Origin of the sequence: Streptococcus sp. HMSC36C04, from assembly GCF_001839535.1 — a bacterium.
GTDB classification, from domain to species: Bacteria; Bacillota; Bacilli; order Lactobacillales; family Streptococcaceae; genus Streptococcus; species Streptococcus hominis.
Genome location: NZ_KV841605.1, coordinates 15137 through 31856 on the forward strand (window position 1 = coordinate 15137; position 16720 = coordinate 31856).

19 protein-coding genes and 4 pseudogenes are annotated in these 16720 nt (G+C 34.2%); 12 read left to right on the forward strand and 11 right to left on the reverse strand.

Annotated elements, in window-relative coordinates:
• Nucleotides 1-229: 229 nt before the first annotated feature.
• The 4 genes from HMPREF3249_RS09775 to HMPREF3249_RS07930 all read right to left on the reverse strand — a co-directional run bounded on the left by HMPREF3249_RS09775 (nt 230) and on the right by HMPREF3249_RS07930 (nt 1334).
• Nucleotides 230-457, reverse strand: a complete 228-nt coding sequence (locus HMPREF3249_RS09775) for a hypothetical protein (protein ID WP_049533217.1) — start codon at nt 455-457, stop codon at nt 230-232.
• Nucleotides 454-690, reverse strand: coding sequence for a hypothetical protein (locus HMPREF3249_RS07920; protein ID WP_049533218.1), 237 nt, complete (start codon nt 688-690; stop codon nt 454-456). The genes HMPREF3249_RS09775 and HMPREF3249_RS07920 overlap by 4 nt, the downstream gene beginning before the upstream one ends.
• Nucleotides 691-782: 92 nt before the next feature.
• A complete protein-coding gene (locus tag HMPREF3249_RS07925; RefSeq protein WP_003041871.1) occupies nt 783-1061 on the reverse strand; it encodes a type II toxin-antitoxin system YafQ family toxin in 279 nt (92 codons plus the stop codon).
• Nucleotides 1062-1334 carry a type II toxin-antitoxin system RelB/DinJ family antitoxin gene (locus HMPREF3249_RS07930; RefSeq protein ID WP_059221290.1) on the reverse strand — a complete coding sequence of 91 codons (273 nt, stop codon included), beginning with the start codon at nt 1332-1334 and terminating at the stop codon, nt 1062-1064.
• A gap of 666 nt (nt 1335-2000) precedes the next feature.
• On the opposite strand from HMPREF3249_RS07930, the gene HMPREF3249_RS07935 reads away from it, so the two are divergent.
• Nucleotides 2001-2363, forward strand: a complete 363-nt coding sequence (locus HMPREF3249_RS07935; RefSeq protein ID WP_059221288.1) for a helix-turn-helix domain-containing protein — start codon at nt 2001-2003, stop codon at nt 2361-2363.
• A 6-nt stretch (nt 2364-2369) separates the two neighbouring features.
• Nucleotides 2370-3227, forward strand: coding sequence for an ImmA/IrrE family metallo-endopeptidase (locus HMPREF3249_RS07940; RefSeq protein WP_070867558.1), 858 nt, complete (start codon nt 2370-2372; stop codon nt 3225-3227).
• Between the two features lie 25 nt (nt 3228-3252).
• Here the strand turns inward: HMPREF3249_RS07940 and HMPREF3249_RS07945 are convergent, their stop codons facing one another.
• Nucleotides 3253-3621 carry a hypothetical protein gene (locus tag HMPREF3249_RS07945; protein WP_224785104.1) on the reverse strand — a complete coding sequence of 123 codons (369 nt, stop codon included), beginning with the start codon at nt 3619-3621 and terminating at the stop codon, nt 3253-3255.
• A 176-nt stretch (nt 3622-3797) separates the two neighbouring features.
• Here HMPREF3249_RS07945 and HMPREF3249_RS07950 point away from each other — a divergent pair, with 176 nt between their 5' ends.
• A complete protein-coding gene (locus tag HMPREF3249_RS07950; protein ID WP_059221287.1) occupies nt 3798-4100 on the forward strand; it encodes an alpha-glucosidase C-terminal domain-containing protein in 303 nt (100 codons plus the stop codon).
• Between the two features lie 477 nt (nt 4101-4577).
• Here HMPREF3249_RS07950 and HMPREF3249_RS07955 read toward each other — a convergent pair whose 3' ends face one another.
• A complete protein-coding gene (locus tag HMPREF3249_RS07955; RefSeq protein WP_224785105.1) occupies nt 4578-5393 on the reverse strand; it encodes a DNA-methyltransferase in 816 nt (271 codons plus the stop codon).
• Nucleotides 5386-6219 (reverse strand): DNA adenine methylase, encoded by an 834-nt coding sequence (locus HMPREF3249_RS07960; protein ID WP_059221284.1) that lies wholly within the window; start codon nt 6217-6219, stop codon nt 5386-5388. Before HMPREF3249_RS07960 ends, HMPREF3249_RS07955 begins: the two co-directional genes overlap by 8 nt.
• 203 nt (nt 6220-6422) lie before the next feature.
• On the opposite strand from HMPREF3249_RS07960, the gene HMPREF3249_RS09720 reads away from it, so the two are divergent.
• The 6 genes from HMPREF3249_RS09720 (at nt 6423) to HMPREF3249_RS09500 (ending at nt 10292) form a co-directional block, all read left to right on the forward strand.
• Complete coding sequence (locus HMPREF3249_RS09720; RefSeq protein WP_224785106.1) at nt 6423-6635, forward strand: hypothetical protein; 213 nt, start codon at nt 6423-6425, stop codon at nt 6633-6635.
• A gap of 14 nt (nt 6636-6649) precedes the next feature.
• Nucleotides 6650-6955 (forward strand): hypothetical protein, encoded by a 306-nt coding sequence (locus tag HMPREF3249_RS09725; RefSeq protein ID WP_224785107.1) that lies wholly within the window; start codon nt 6650-6652, stop codon nt 6953-6955.
• 7 nt (nt 6956-6962) lie between these two features.
• Nucleotides 6963-7499 carry a PD-(D/E)XK nuclease superfamily protein gene (locus tag HMPREF3249_RS07970; protein ID WP_059221282.1) on the forward strand — a complete coding sequence of 179 codons (537 nt, stop codon included), beginning with the start codon at nt 6963-6965 and terminating at the stop codon, nt 7497-7499.
• A gap of 27 nt (nt 7500-7526) precedes the next feature.
• The gene (locus tag HMPREF3249_RS07975; RefSeq protein WP_070867559.1) at nt 7527-8015 is read left to right on the forward strand and encodes a DUF7004 family protein; all 489 of its coding nucleotides are present in this window, start codon (nt 7527-7529) and stop codon (nt 8013-8015) included.
• 42 nt (nt 8016-8057) lie between these two features.
• Nucleotides 8058-9743: a DUF262 domain-containing protein gene (locus HMPREF3249_RS07980; protein ID WP_257369505.1), complete on the forward strand. Its 1686-nt coding sequence runs from the start codon at nt 8058-8060 to the stop codon at nt 9741-9743.
• 327 nt (nt 9744-10070) lie between these two features.
• Complete coding sequence (locus HMPREF3249_RS09500) at nt 10071-10292, forward strand: hypothetical protein (RefSeq protein WP_059221275.1); 222 nt, start codon at nt 10071-10073, stop codon at nt 10290-10292.
• A gap of 162 nt (nt 10293-10454) precedes the next feature.
• On the opposite strand, the pseudogene HMPREF3249_RS09325 reads toward HMPREF3249_RS09500, so the two are convergent.
• Together HMPREF3249_RS09325 and HMPREF3249_RS08000 are read right to left on the reverse strand one after the other, a co-directional pair.
• Nucleotides 10455-11597 (reverse strand): annotated as a pseudogene (locus HMPREF3249_RS09325) (site-specific integrase).
• 53 nt (nt 11598-11650) lie between these two features.
• Nucleotides 11651-11992 (reverse strand): DUF771 domain-containing protein, encoded by a 342-nt coding sequence (locus HMPREF3249_RS08000; RefSeq protein WP_003041917.1) that lies wholly within the window; start codon nt 11990-11992, stop codon nt 11651-11653.
• A gap of 177 nt (nt 11993-12169) precedes the next feature.
• On the opposite strand from HMPREF3249_RS08000, the pseudogene HMPREF3249_RS09730 reads away from it, so the two are divergent.
• Nucleotides 12170-12274: pseudogene (locus HMPREF3249_RS09730) on the forward strand (IS982 family transposase); the annotation flags it as partial.
• A 3-nt stretch (nt 12275-12277) separates the two neighbouring features.
• On the opposite strand, the pseudogene HMPREF3249_RS09560 reads toward HMPREF3249_RS09730, so the two are convergent.
• A pseudogene (locus HMPREF3249_RS09560) lies at nt 12278-12535 on the reverse strand (IS3 family transposase); the annotation flags it as partial.
• A 78-nt stretch (nt 12536-12613) separates the two neighbouring features.
• Nucleotides 12614-12724, reverse strand: a pseudogene (locus HMPREF3249_RS09330) (type II toxin-antitoxin system prevent-host-death family antitoxin); the annotation flags it as partial.
• Between the two features lie 514 nt (nt 12725-13238).
• Here HMPREF3249_RS09330 and HMPREF3249_RS08010 point away from each other — a divergent pair.
• Nucleotides 13239-14636, forward strand: a complete 1398-nt coding sequence (locus tag HMPREF3249_RS08010) for a MucBP domain-containing protein (protein WP_059221273.1) — start codon at nt 13239-13241, stop codon at nt 14634-14636.
• Between the two features lie 25 nt (nt 14637-14661).
• A partial coding sequence (locus HMPREF3249_RS08015) for a GbpC/Spa domain-containing protein (RefSeq protein ID WP_142350233.1) occupies nt 14662-16720 on the forward strand: 2059 nt, incomplete at its 3' end.

Sequence of the window (16720 nt, forward strand, 5' to 3'; positions counted from 1 at the left end):
AGATACGATAAGAGACAGGGTTATAATCATTGGCACGGACTTCTTCCATACCTGAGACAAAGACCTCATTTCCTAAGACTTGGTTTTGGTCAACGAATACTTTTGTAATTTCCATTAGGTTTACCTCAATTTCTATTTGTTTAGACCGTTTTATGACTTGTCTAGGTCAAAAAAATAAACTTATCTCTTCTAATCTGCAGGTGCTCTTACTCTGGTCATACTGTCCTCCTTACATTCTAAAATAAGCTTTTTTAACTTTAAATTGAAAAGTCTTTTTACAATTCAAAAGCTCTTTAGCAAACTGGTCATGGGTATCATGGCGTAAAAAAAGACTGTCCATTTCGTTTAGACAGTCTCGGTAGCACGTTTCACAGTGTGTAGGATTCGTGTGATAAATTTTAAGGGAGAAAAGAAACTTCTCATAGATTTGTTGGAATCGTTTTTCAAAATAATTCATGTTGTACCTCCATTCATAATGTAATACTGTTGAATTTTAAATTTGTAGTGATTTTTCCATTGTACTAACTGAACCGTTGGCAAGCCTAGTTTTTGGTAGTCGTGAAACAACTTATCCATTTTTTCTAGCACTTGATAACATAAGACCTTTTGATAATGGTTATCCGGATAGATTTTCAAAGAAAAAACAAAGTTCTCATATAATCTCTGAAAACTTTGTTCATAATAGGTCATAGTGTTACCTCACTTTCTTTTAGAATGTGTTAAGTAGCTTTATCAGCTTAGAGGAGTAGAAAATAAAAAAGACAGCTCACAAAGAACTGTCTTCACATCTTAAACAAATCCGCATGACTGCCTGTATCAGCTAAAGTTAATGTCAAAATATCATCTTCAATGAGATAAATCAAGAGCCAATCTGGCTTAATATGACATTCCCTAAAACCAACAAAATTTCCTTTGAGTTCGTGGTCGCGGTATTTTTCTTCTAGTGTCTGTCCTAGACGGAGTTTTTCAATTACTTCATCTAAGAGTGCCATCTCTAAGCCTCGCTTTTTAATCCGTTTGTAGCTCTTTTTAAAAGCAGAGGTGAACTTGACTTGGTACATCTAAGCTTCCAAAGCCTTCTTTAAATCTGCTAGATTGTCATAAGAAGCGACCGCTTCATCACGAGAAATACGCTTAGCTTCTGCCAGAGCTTCTAAGGTCTTTTGACTATAATTGGGAACTTCAACCGTGAAAGGAAGCCCACCACGCAATAGACATTGACGAAGAAAAATATTAACCGCACTAGACATATCCATCCCCAAGTCATTAAATAATGAAGTTGCTTGGGCTTTGACAGTTTCATCAATCCGAATTTGCGTTGGTACAGTTGCCATAAACGCCACCACCTTTCATTATTTATTGTAAACCATATAGTTTACATTGTCAATCGTTTGTATTTGTTTAAGTGTTTTCTACTCTTCTAAACAGGAATATACCTGTTTAGGGCGTGCTCATATCATCGCACACTCATTGTTATTATCACCGTCCTATAGCTGTACTTGACTAATCTCTGTTATTATAGTCATCTCACTTCACTATAGCCACGATTAACCGCCTATGCTTACCCCAGTAGAACCAATCTTACCTGTCAGCATTTCCGACGCCACCAGCGCCAGCAGTTCCCCTTTGTTATTCGGTCAAGAGGGGCAAAAAGCCGAGTGCGTGAGATAACATCATTCCATTCTAGGTTCATCTACTCCAACCTCCTTGACTTTTTGCGATAAAACCTGTACAATAATAATTGCTAAACAATATTGTGTGTTGGTCAGCTAAGCTTGAGTGAGGTTGTCTGACGCACTTTTTTATTCAATTTTCAAAGGACAAATTCAACTATTTTGCTAAATTGCCTTGTCTATTCTTTATTGAAGGTAATTTCACTTTTTAGGGAAATCTAGCAAAATCATTATATAGCCAATGGCTATATTTATATAATATACCCTTTGGCTATATTTGTCAAGAGTTTTTTGTAAAAAAATTAAAAATTTTTAAAGAGGTACAAAATGTTTCCCGAACGCTTAAAAGCTCTGCGTTTAGAAGCTAATCTAACGCAAAATGATGTTTCGCAACAATTTGGAGTATCACAACCCACTTATTCAAATTGGGAAAAAGGCGAAAAAAAACCAACTCCAGATAAATATCCTAAGATTGCAGAGTTTTATAATGTTTCTACGGATTATCTTTTAGGTAAATCTGACTACAAAAATTCAGATGAAATTGACTTATCAACGTTTGAAGTTCTGTATCGGAAAACTTCTAAAAATTTATCTGATGAGGAGAAGAAAATACTAGAAGAAGATTTGAGAGAATTTCTGTTAGAGAGAGAAAAAGCCATTAGGGCTATGAATAAAGAAAAGAAAGACTGATGTTTCGTGCAAAGAATTTACTTTAATGTTTGGAATCGTGTCAAACAAACACTTTATCCATTCATGAAATTAAATAAAGTACATCCTCTTTATTATACTTTTCAAGATTACTTCAATTATGAAGTCAACAAGAAAAAAATACTGGTTATTCCTCACCATATCCGAATAGATATAGCAGGTTTTAATATCAATGATGATGTTTTAACGATTTCCTATCAAGATAGCGATTCTATCAATCGTCAAAATTTCACAAAATGTCATGAATTAGGACACATCTTATTAAATCACAGTGGGCGAGTATTCACTGATTTTCATGATGATTCTTTACAAGAAAGGGAAGCCAATTTTTACTCAGCTTTTCTCTTAATGCCTGATATTGTGCTTCTAACTAAGATTTTTTATCAGCAAATGGCTTTTCAAGAGGTAGAAGCAGCACTACAAGTTTCTGGTCAAGCTCTCAAAACTCGTTTGACAGACTTCTTGAATTTTGAATTAGACATTAACAGGCTATCTGCAAGACAAATTGTAGAAGATTATTTAACTAGAAAAAATAAACATATTATCGGTTATTTCAATCAAGTGAAAGATTATATCATCTCTGATTACAACGAATTTGAGCCTAGCACATTAGAAAAGTTTAATCATTTAATGAATCAAGTAAACTTCATTTCAGATATTGATTTACCAGAGTTAGCAGATACTCAATTCATCTCTTTGGTAAAACAATGTTATCCAAAATTCAAAATTTGGGGATTGTATGATAAGGGGCAATCTATTAGCTATGCTTGGAATCCCAAACAAGTGACAGAAGTAGAAGCTAAACGGCATGCAAAACTCCTCTTACATAATAGGAAAATGACCTAAAGAAGATCTCTAAATCCTTTATTTTTTAATATCCGTATTGCTTTAATGTCTTTTTGTATGCGTTGCTACCTTTTTTATAATAATCTCTTTCAACGCCAGTCAAATTGGCAGTTAGAACACCAGCTTTAAATTTATATTTAATAGTCTGATTAGTGGAACCGGCTACTTCAAAGGTTTTTAATTTCTGATTGATTTTTACATTATATGATGCGCCTTCAGATTCAAAAATTCCTTCGTTCCCTCTTATTGTTAAAATTTTATCATTTCTATGTTTGCTAATCCAATAATATTCTCTGTCAAGAGTATTCTGTTTGGAACAAAATATTAAGAATATAGTAATAATTTCTAAAACTAATAAAGTAAGTAATTTTCCTATTATTGAAAAATATTGCAATTATTATAATAGCTATTACTAACTAAAGACAATAAAATAAAAGTACGTCAGAAATATCTAGTGTATTCTATTGCATGTTTATGATTTAAAATCAAGACATAGTAGAAAAATAAACTAACAGATTTTATTGAAGTAATATAAAAGTAGAATATGAAGAGATCAATGTAGAAAAAGATTTGAACTCAGAAAAATCTATTTTCAAGTATTATCAAAAATTAATTAAGCTCCGCCATGACAATAAGATTTTGAAGGATGGCTCCTACACATTGTTGTATCCAGATGATCCGAATCTATTTATCTACGAAAGAGAGTTGGAGTGGGAACGCTGGATAGTTGTTGCTAATCTTTCAGACCAGAAGCAGGATTTAGAACTGATGACTAGTCTTCCAGAAAATACTCGTATTTTAATCCAGAATAGCGACCGTAAGGACTTTTCACCTGAACTTCAACCTTTTGAATCTTTCATTATTTCCTATTAAAAGATATTTCTATTGACTAATGATAAAAGTAAAGTAATCTCTGACTTTACACTATAATTATTGTTTTTAAACTCTTAGAGCATAATTAAGTTTATTTTGGAGTAATAAAGGAGAACAAAAGAGTCTAATTAGCAACCTTATCAAGAATTTAGTAGAAAATTAAAGCTGGAACATTAGCGTTTCAGTTTTTTACTTTAAGGATATATTACCCTTTTTTAATTCTAATCTTGGGTTTCTTGTGTTTAATAGAAGCATCAATAAAGTAAGTAATAGGTAGGACATTTGGCATACAAACATGTGAAACTTAGTTTTATCATAAAAAGAGTGGTAGAGGTGCAGAATGGAGTCATATATTGCAGGAACTTTATGTATTCCAGGAGGCCAGCATGTTGATTTTTATGACTCTTTAGAAGAATTTTTTTATAAATGATACAAAAAATAAAAGACCTGCAAATAGTTAAACTACTTGCGGGTCTTTTAAAATAATCTAATCTCTTGTTGTTCATTAATAATTCGTTTTTTTGATAGTTCAATAAAGTTGTCATCTTGCTCTATTCCGACGAATTTTCTGCTTAACTTTTTACTAGCAACACCAGTAGTACCACTTCCCATAAAAGGATCAAGTACTATATCGTTTTTTTTGGTTGAGGCTAGTAAAATTCTTTCTAATACATAAAGAGGTTTTTGAGTAGGATGCTTACCAAAGGATTTTTCCCTCTTAGGAGTTAATGGGCCTTCCCAAACATCCTTCATTTGCTTTCCGTTATTAAATTCTTTCATAAGTTCATAATTAAAGTAATGTTTATTACCCTTCTGATCTTTTTTTGCCCAAAGTATTGTTTCAGTACTATGAGTAAAACTTCGACAAGCAAGATTAGGGGGTGGATTTTTCTTTTGCCATGTAATGTTATTAATGATTTTAAATCCTTCTTGCTCTAACGCCATGCCTATGGAATAGATATTGTGTAGGGTCCCACTAATCCAAATAGTACCATCATCAGCAAGAACCCTTTTACATTTTTTTATCCACGTTCTATTAAATTTATGCTTTTCTGAAAGAGATATTCCAGTATCCCAGTCACCTTTATTAACCGAGACCTGCTTTCCGCCAGAATTTGTTATTCCGTCATTTGATAAGAAGTAGGGCGGATCTGCAAAGATACAGTTAATGGATTGAGCCTTGATTTTTGATAGTAACTTGAAGCAGTCACCCTCAAGTAATAAAGTTTCATCTGAAGAGTAATAAAATTTTTGTGTTTTAGGAAAAAGACTTCTTAATTCTGTATCAATCAAAATTTGTTACGATTAATTCCTTTCCAGTTCGATTTTTTGCATCTCTATTTATCAATCTTTTTACATCTACTTCAAAAAGATTGAAGTCTGAATATAATTCTCTGATAAACTCTGTATTGTGATTTGTAAGAATGCAGTAGACTCCTTTTTCTGATAATTGTTTAAATACATTTGATAGTCTAATATGTTCTTCTGTACTGAAGCCTTCTTTAGTGTAGGAATCAAAGGATGTGGGGTTAAGAGGAGCATAAGGAGAATCAAAGAAAACTAGATCACCTTGTTTAGCATTTTTAACGGTGACTTCAAAGTCCTGATTGAAAATCTGAACATTTTGTAGATAGTCAGAAATTTGTTTAAGATTGTCTTTGTCATATATATTTATTTTGATTTTTTGATTTGATGGAACATTAAATAGCCCTTTTCCATTAACTCTGTATAATCCGTTAAAACAGGCTTTATTGAGATACATAAACAGTGCATTACGTTTTAGAGAGAAATCTTTATCTAGAATGAACTCGTTGAATTCTTTCCTCTTATCATAATAGAATTCTTTAGCTTTTTCTTTATCATCAAATGAGTTGTGTTCAGTTTGTAAGTTATCAAGTAACGGCAATAACTCATTTAAATGCTCACGAATAGCAATATATGTATCTATAAGAACATGATTATTGTCGCTAATTATGGAATTATTGTGCGCAAGTTCAAATAGAAGTGCTCCACCACCAATGAATGGTTCATAGTAAGTATTGAATTTTTTGGGTAAATGTTGTTGAATTTCAGGTAATAGCTGACGTTTTCCACCAGCCCATTTTACAAATGGTTGCAAATGCTACCTCCTTATTGTTTATGCTTATCTTTTATTATTTGGAAATGAACAGTAATTTCATTATATCAAAAATAGAGATATAAACGAAAATTTTCGAATTGATCTAGAATTTTAGACAAAAGTGATCTATAATAGATTAAATCATTTTTTAAAAAGCGCTGTCATTGCCATTGTGACGGTTTTTAAGGCTAAAAAGGAGAGTTATGTCTAATCACGAAATCACTTATAGTTTTTCTAACGAAGGAACAAGAAATGAAGTGCGAATGAGAGTGGTTGAAAAATTTTCACAAGAAGAAGCAGGTGTAGGAAAAGGAAATGATGCTTCTAAATATAAATATTTTGTTGAAACTTTAGAAAGTGGTGATAGGGTATATCTCCAACGACCTGCAAATTTACATAATGGTTTTGATTTTTAGTATGTGTCGAAAATATGGATTATTCTGAACCTAATAAACGAAAAAGAAATTATCCTAAGCACACTGATTTTGGTTTAGATCTTCAAAAGAAAAAAGAGATTGACCCCCAAATGTATCGAAAGCTATATGATTTATTACTAAAAGTTTTTAAGTGTAAAGATGTTACAGATACTGAGATCAAATCTGTTTATTTTAGTATTGGCTATCCTGTCGACCAAATTGTAAAAACAATTAAGTGGCTATTTATTGAACAGGACATAAGGTATTGGAACTACTCCGGAAGAAATATGACATGGGGTGTTGTACCAGAGAGAGGCTAGTAAAAATATGAGTAATAGAATACCAAATAAACATGGTGGTGGAGCAAAAACTAATAAAAATGGACTATTATTTGAGCAAACAACCTCATTAGATTCTGCACTAAAAAATATGGGTTTTGAAGTAAGAAATTTCAAGGTATCTTATAAACATAGTTTTATAGGTTACTCAGTTCCCCAAGTAAAGATTTATAAAGAATTTTTGGAGAAAAAGGGAATTGATTATAGTAACTATAATTCAAAAAAATGGCGACCTGATGAATGTTTTATAAATGAAAGAAATAAGACTGCTTATATAATTGAAAAGAAGTTTCAAAACACATCGGGATCAGTTGATGAGAAACTTCCAAGTTGTGGTTTTAAACTTTGGGAATATGAAAAATTATTTTCCCCAATTGGTTACAATGTTAAGTATATTTATGTTTTTAATAGATGGTTTGAGCAAAGCCAATATGACGATACAAAAGAGTATATAATCAATGTTGGTTGTGAATATTATTTTGAAGAGATACCCATTGATAAATTAGGATTAGAAGAATTTTTATAAAAATTATGATGCAAAAAGGAGAAAGTTATGTGCCAAATAGTAAGAATATTTTCAGATGGTACCTCAATCGAATTTAGGACAGGTGGGTTCGATGACTGGTGTGTTTATCTTATTAATACTGATGGGGAAGCAGAAGCACCTTTAGACACCGATTATTTTGCTAAGCTGAATGAATTAGCAGGTAAGTATGGGGTAAATAAGGTATATGAGGATTTTGTGTTGATTTATGATAATACGAGTACAATGGTAAAAGAAGATACACTAAATCTTATAGATAATTTATTAAGTAGTTATACAAAAGAAGATAGTTTAACAGTGGAAAAGCTATTTTTAACACTTTACATGACAATGATTTCTGAAGAGAATTATCCTAATACTCGTTTAGGGCGTAGAATAAAAAGATTAGGTATCTATGAAATGTTTTTTGGGAAAAAAGAAGTAGATTATGCTGCTAATTTCATGAGGGGGATGGACTGGAAAGAAATTTCAAATCTTTGCTCAAGTAGAGGTTTTTGAGATGTACATCCATGTTCAATAGTTAGCACAAGGGGGAAGATTATGACATTTAATACTGAGACTAGAAAGATTAGTGATATATTTCAAAGAGCGGCAGAGTACAGTATACCAAGATACCAAAGGAATTATGTATGGAAGGAAGTGAATTGGAAAGAGCTATTAGTTGATATACGTTTTACAATGGACAATGGTGATGAAATTCCATGGTCACATTTCCTGGGAACGATAGTTTTAAATAAGCATTTACCAGATAAAGGTGTTGAAAAGTACGAAATTATTGATGGTCAACAACGGTTAACCACAATCTATATATTATTAGTTGCAATTTATAAGCGACTAAGAGATATTAATACCGATGTTTCAACGAAAAGAGCAAAATATATATTTGAAACTTTTATTTCAACTTTAAATAATTTATCTGAAAGAATATTAGTTATAAAAAACGAAGACTATGACCATGATATAAAAGAAATAATAGATTCAGCCTCGTCTAGTGATAAAAGGCGCACTATTCAGAAGCAAAATAATTATTATAAATTGTATAATTATTTTATATCAGATTTAAAGAATCGTGATTATAATGATGTTTCAGAATTTTTAGATAAATTATTGAGTGCAAATATTGTTGAAATAATTTCAGGACAAGAAGAAGAAATTTACAATATTTTTGAAGTACTGAATGCAAGAGGGCAAAAGCTAAAACAAATTGAACTTTTAAAAAATCACTTGATGAAATATGTACAACCTAGAGATGATGAATTTATAGATAGAGCTAAGGCTGATTGGAAAGTAATTGAACAAAATTCGAATAAATTATCAAATCCAGACCTCCTAATTAGTAATTTTGCAAAGTGCTATATTCAAAAACAAGCTGAAAACGCTAGTCTAGTTTATAGGTTAATTAAAGAAGAGGTCCCAGTAGATAAACTATCAGATTTTTTATCTGGGTTATTGGAGTTTTCACACGTCTATGTAGAGATGTCAGATAGAACATCAGAAAACAATGTTATTGAGTATTTTAACATAAAGAGAAATCAGCAAGTCCGTCCGTTGCTAAGTGCAATATATTTACAATATAAGAGAGGATTGATCTCGGAAGAAATTTTAGATAAAACATTCATTTTGGTTAGAAACTACTTTTTTATTTTCAATACTTATCGTTTATCAAGTAATAAAATGGAAAAATTAATAAGTAAACTATCTTATGACCTCTATCACTCTGAAACCTCAGTTGAATTCACAATGTATATGGCACAATTTTTTTATGAGGTTGAAGATATTTTACCTTCTGGGGATATAAATAATGCATTTATAGAGAATAAAACTTTTAGATTTTCTAACGAGGATGATACGCTATCAAAAAATCGTCAGATTGTAAGATATGTTTTAAAAGAAATTTATAACATTGACCAACTGGATACAGGGATTTCAGCTAATCAAATGACAATTGAGCATCTAGTTAGCGACGATGGCTATACAGAGAATTCTCTAATTCAAAATCTGACCTTAACTACTTCTAGTTTTAATTCGGATACATTAAAAAATAAGCCTTTGGAAGAAAAACTTAAATTATTGAAAGAAAAGTCTACAATAAAAGCTAATCAAAATTTGGTTAAATATTTTGACGAAGATAGTAAACAATTTAACTTTGAAGCTCGAAAAGAAGAGTTACTTAAAAAATCTTTCAAGATCAATTTAAATTTGATCCACAGACTTACAGCTCAGTGAGTAAGGATGATGTAGACAGATATTTTTCTCTGAAGGAGAAGTTGAAAGATTATCCTGAATTACTGAATCTTTTAAAAGAAAGCGGAAATAATTTTGAAGTTAAATTGAATAACGATCCAAATTATTCCAGTTACTTGGATACATATAAAGATATCAAATAAATAGAATACTACAGTTTAAAATTTTTATAATTAGGAGAAAAAATGAAAAACGATAAAAATCCAATCATTCAGTCAAGTGGATATAACGGAAGTGAACCAACAAGAATTTGTCCTCATTGCGGCGAAGAGAAACCGTTAAGTGATTTTGGTTATAGAGATATGGGAGATGGAACTATCCGAAATCAATCGTGGTGTAAAGAGTGTAGATGATCCTACAGTTACTTACCTGACTTATTTCAAATTTCCTGAAATTAAATCAAATTTTGACAAAAATAAAAAGCCTTCAAAGACCGTTGTTAAAGCTTTATCTAAAAATTTGAAATCATGTCCTGATAAACCAGGTCTTACAAAACTTACCCCAATTTTTCACCCAAAAATAAAAAAATAATCTACTTTTTTAAGTAGTCTAGATTCGTCTAAATGTTTTAAAATCAACAAAGTGATTTTAATTAAAATATCAAAATCTCGGCCGCCGGTATTGCTTAAGTTTAGAAACGTTGATAAATCAGCGTTTCTTTTGTTTTTGTTCAAAATTTGTTCAAAATAGTTTCTACTGGCTTAAACCGTGGAAAAAGTCACGGATTTTATTGTCTTCACGGATAGCTTTTTCTTTGATTAAATGCCCGTAAGTCTCGCTGATTTGCTGAATATCTTTATGTCCCATATTCTTGGCGATTGCCCAGATGTCTATATCCATTGCCAGAAGTGTGCTTGCGTAAGTATGTCTTAAACCTGTGCTCGTCATATTTGAAGGAGTAATGGATAATTCAGATAGTATCTTCTTTAATTGTTTATTGACTGCTGAATTTGTGGGTAGTCCAGATTGTTTATCAAAGAACAAACATTTGTCTGGATTAGAAACTTGATGGCTTCTTAAAACATACCTTTGTTCAGCCTTTAGCTTTTGTAAAATAGAGACTGTAGTATCATCAATCGGAATGTCACGGATAGAAGTTTCTGTTTTAGCTTTTGTCCAGCTTTTTCTTGTGCAATCATAGCGTCTATATGTTTTAATGGTCTTATTTTCAATATGGATACAATCCCAAGTTAAGCCAAGAACTTCTCCAAACCGCATACCTGTTTTCAGTTGGATATATAAGAGGTATGGAATGACGGATTCTTGATAATCGAGGAGATATTCTAGATACTGACAAAGTTTTTAATAATCTTCTAAGCTATGGATATATCTTTCATTCTTAGACTTTGGTGATTCTCTGCCAGATAGTACGACCCCTTCTGTGAATAAATCTATACTAAGCTTATCTTGTCTAGCAAAAATAAGGACACTTCGTATCTCTGCATTTAGACGGCTGACATTATCATGACAATTTGTTTCAGCGTATTTATTGATAAATGCTTGATATTGGCTGGATGTGATGGATATAGCAGGTGAATCTCCAAAGTATTTTTGAATAAACTTTCCACGCAAGCGATGCTTGTTTTGTGTAGATTCCATTTTATTCAGTGGGATGATTTTTAAATGGTACCATTTTTCCCACAATTGGAAGAGACTGATGTTTTTATCAATGACCTTTCCTTGATGTAATTTAATTTCTTGGGTCAAACCTTCAATTTCAGCTTCTTTTTTGGTTTTAAATCCTGATTTTGATGTAATATAGTTCCCTTTTTTGTCAGTGATCCGATAAGACCACTTCCCTTTTTTCCCTCCGCGTTGCGTAATGTATAGTGACATGGTTCCCTCTTTTCTAAGAAATCGATAACCAAGGTTTTATCTTGGTTATCTTGTCATAATTCAAAAATTTTTGCAAAATGATCCTCAAAAAATTCTTTGGTTTTGCTTGCCAGAAAGTAATAGCGTCCGCCTTGACTATCTGGGTATTTCACAAAGCCATTGCTATTTTTATCAATGTCAATTTGCTTACGAATTTCAGGCTTATAAAGCACGTTTTCGAGTAACCATGGACGAGAGACGGAAAGAAGTTCTAAAACCTCAGAGAGCGTCAGATAACGCCCTTTTGAGGAGATTTTTTTGAGTTCTTCATATTCGGAACGGTCAACGATAATTTTATCGGATGGGAGTTGTATCGTAATATTTTTTAAGTCAATTTGTAGGGTGGTTGGTTTCATAGGCAGTTAGTCCGTATCCATTTCTTGGTCAATGATGGTCACATCTTTGATGTGTCTGCTTTCGTGATAGCGTTTTGATTCTATAAATTTTACCCGTGGTGCTAGTTCACTTCAAAATACCATAAAAACCCATTTGGACTGTACTGTAAGTGACAAAATCAACAGGAGGTCATCCAAATGAGTCATTTACAGAATACCGCTAATTCTCATTACTTGGAATGGAACATAGGTCAATTATCAAAAATTTGTCAGATGCTCTGTCGAAACTATTGCTCAGATTCGATACTTTTTTAGCAATTCCGCCTGTAGTCGTAACTGTTCCACTTCGGATAGCTGTTCCATTCCTTTACCGTAGGTATATTGTTTCCCCACGGGTTGATGGAAACGGTGCAGTTCATCATTTCGATACCATCGCCACCAGGTCTTGACCTGACTAACATTTTTGATGCCCAGGGTCTCCATGATAACCTTATTGGGCTTACCTGCTTTCTTCATTTCGATACAGGCTAACTTAGTTTCTACCGAATACGCTTTTTTGACCATAACAAAACACTCCTGTTTCTAGTTTACTAGATTTCAACAGGAGGTTTTTCTTGTGTCTCATTTTATGGGGCTAGTGCCGTTTTCATCAGGATTTTTATTGACAACCATTAGAGGTTCATATTCATCGTTGACTTTTTTCATGTAATGTTTTAAATTGTTTCTAAAATTTGAATAGACGACCGCTTCTATTTTATATTACCTCATTTTAAGACTATTCTTATTAGAACACTTGACAGGAAATTGTACAAGTGTTAGCAGCTAGTTTTAACCCTCTTGTTTTAAAAAGTTGAAAATAAAAAAGATAGTTTACCGCTGTTGCATAACTATTCGTTACAGATATACCATTATCATTTTATACACCATTATTGAAGTAAAAAATAGTTGGATTTTGATGCGAAAGGGCTTTCGTATATATGCATCATAACTGATTGGTGCGCTTGTCTAGACTAATTGGGATTTAAAAGTTGTTAGCGCTTTAGATTACTCTTTTATCAATCACCTATTGTTTATCTGTAATATATCTATGTTTCTTTACAAGGTGCAAACAAATGTAAAATACTTCTGTAATGAGATTAAATAAATCTGTGAAAATGCTGTAATCGGCTTGACATTTGAGGAAAATATTAATATCATAAAAGTGAATAGTTTTTTAAACTAGGCCTTAACATATCCAATATGTTAAAATATTGAGAGGATATTTAGAATGAAAAAAAGCAGGTTCTTTTTAGCGTCAACGGCTGTATTGTTATCAGCCTTAGGTGCAAATCCTGTGTTGGCTAGGGATGTTGAGCGCTCTAGCTCCACAACGATTGTCACACCGACTGTTGACAGCAATAAAAAGGCTTCTACTGAAACGCCAGAGTCTAAGCAGGGAAATGCAAATACCTCTATGGCTGTGACGCCGGCTGCTCCTGTAACTCCTGACAAGTCCACGTCAGTTGCTTCAGATAAGGATAAGCCAAGCGTGTCAGACAAGGTAGAGGCACCAAAGACAACGCCAACAACACCGACTGCGCCAGAAAAGGACAAGTTGGAACCGTCGGATTCCTCAAGTAAGGTAGAACCGCTGAAGATAGCCCCTGTACCACCGGCTACACCAGATAAGGATAAGTCTGGAACATCAGACTCTGAGTCTTCAAAGCCAAATCAAGCGGAGCCAGAAAAGAAATATGGTGATGTAACGGTTGAGTACAAGAGTAAAGATGGTACTTTGATTGCACCAAAAGAGCTGGATACACCGACTTCTGAAGTGGGAACGGACTACGATACGACCGACCAACGAAGAGAAACCATTATCAGTTCAGAAGGTAAGAAATACCGCCTTGATCTAAAAGCTACTCAGGGGTACGAAAAAGGAAAAGTCCTTGAAGGAAATACCAATATTACTTATTACTATGATCTGGTCACAGAAACGCCAGACTCTAATAAGGTGGTGCCACCGAAGACAGATCCCGCTCCACCAGATAAGGATATACCAAGTACACCGGATTCTTCTAGTAAAGTAGTGCCTTCGCAGGATAAAGCTCAAGTGCCAAGTGTTTCGGCTACCCCCTCATCAGATTCATCGGTTAGCCCAGATACTTCTATAGCAGATACAATCGCACCGACAGATACAATACCAACTGATGAAGCAATAGATGCAAAAGATACGGTCAATCCGTCAATTTTGACTGAAAAGAGTACGGACGAGACAACAATTTCAGATATGGACTTGAAAAAGGATGAAACATTCAGTCTTGACAATGCTTCATCTGTGACTACTAAAAAAGGTGACACGATTGACAATCCAATCAAATCAATCATCTCACCAGCTGATCCGCTTTTGACGGACAAGGGCTTTGAGATTATTGGTAATGATCAAGGAGAAGTCACTATCAAAAACGCAGACGGTTCTAAAACATCTGTACCAGCTGCGCAAGTAGGTGCTAGGGCAAATCCTGATGGAACGGTCACTGTCAAATCAAGTAATGGTAAGTTTACATTGTTGCCAGATACGGGGGAAGCAACCACGATTCTTGCAACGATTGGTTTATTTATCTTGGCTCTATTAGGCTTCAAAAAAGTCAAGCCTTTTGAGAAAGATAATTGGTTAATTGGGTAATTATTAAAAAGAAAAGAGGAATTTTATGTTTCATAATAGCAAAACGAAGGGTCATGGTTCGATCCGGAAAAACAAAGTTTATGGCACCATTGGTATCTTGACGCTTGGAACAATTGCAATCCTTAGCGCTCACCAAGGTGTAGCTGCTGATGAAGTAAAGGCAACGAAGCCAACAACGCCAGCTCCAGTGGCGGAAGCTTCTGATACAAGTCTTGCTGCACAATCAAAAGCAGCAGCAACTGAAGCAGCTAGCAGCTCTACAGCAGCAATAACCACTGCAAAAGCTGAAACAACAGCACCAGCAGGAGCTACTTCAACAGCTGACACTACAACAGCGTCAGCGACTACAACAACTGAAAGTGCAGCTACGCAACCAGCCACAGCACCAGTAGCGAGTACAACGCCAGCAGCAACAACTGCAACGCCTGAAACAACGCCCGCTCCTGCTACAACAGCAAAAGCTGAAGCAACTACTCCTGCGCCAGCAGGAGCAGTATCAACCTCAGACCCAGTAGCTACTCCGGTAGATCGTACGGAAGGTTCAAAAGTAACTGTCGAAAACCAAAAACTAAAAGATGCGATTTCTGAAGCAAATGGTTATAACATTGATGTTAAGCAAAATCAAAATGACAACATTGGAACAGCGAACAACCAAGTAGAGTCAGATGCTAAAAAGGACCTTGCCAACACTCTTGAGGAAACACAAGCAACTCGTATCAAGACGGGGGTAGATGCCTATAAACGCGACCTAAAAAAAGCGCAAGCAAACACCGGCACTCCAGGCTATCTAAGTGAAGTTGTCAGCCAAGGCTTGAAATTTGAACGGGAGCCTAATGCTAAATTGTCTATCACTGGTACCACTGAATTTGGTCAAAAAGATATGAATAATATGTCATATGAGGAGTATGTGAAATCTGGTGGAACGTTTGCAAACAATCCAATCCCAGCATTTACAACGAAACTGTCAGCTGGTGGAAGCCGGTTTGTCATCCCTAAAATTAAAAGCGGACAAACCATTACGGCTACTTATACGGGCCTCCAAAATTCTAAATATAATGGAGTAAGTATTTCAAAGGTTACTTATGAGGTAACGAATTTAAACCCTAAAACAGGTATCGTTGGTTTTGCTGAGAAGGATCCGACGAGAGGGATTTACACTTTTTATGACATAAATGTACCTTCTAGATATAAAGTTGTTGCTCGCTTCTATGATGCTGATGGCAATGTTATAAACTTTAAAAAAGATAACCCTGCAATTTTGGCTCTAACAAGTTTAACCAAAACAGAACCTAAGACTGGAAAATTGGCTGGTCTGAAGCACGAAGAAAGCATAACAGATTATAATTTCCGACCAGTAAAGATTACCGGTTCTTTGGTTGAAAAACAAACCGATGGACGTTTGGCAGCAAATATTGTCACTGACGGCATTAAAGACGACTATGATGATCCAAATTTCTATAAAATGGGGATTGCGGGTGTGGCAGAAAGCGGAGATTCAATTTCCTTTGTGATGCAGCGGACTACACAATGGGATAGAGGTTATTGGTTAGCTATTACAAGCAAATTACCATCTCGCTTTACTCTTGTAAAACCAGATCTTGAATACAATCTGGTTGAATACAATCTTGCAGGGAATGTCTTGCTGGATAACTATATTCAAGGGACTACTACTAAACTAACAAATACTCAAACGGTTAAACCTACGGGAACTCCTGTTGGTGAAGACTACACAACAACACACCAAGACAGAATCACAACAGCGGATGGCAAGATCTATAAATATGTGTCATCAACTAATAATACAACAGGTAAAGTTAAATTAGGTACGACGAACGTAGCAAACTACTATACAGAAGTAAAAGGGAATGTTGTTGTTGACTACCAAGATAAGCAAGGCAACACTCTTTCTCCACGTATTGTGGATACACCAGACACATCAGTAGGAACGGCCTACGATACAACTGACCACAAACCGTCTACGATTACAACAGCCGATGGAGCAAGTTACCGCATTGACCCTACAGCTACACAAGGTAAAGAAAGTGGTAGAGTTGTCGAAGGAACAACCCGCGTTGTCTATGTTT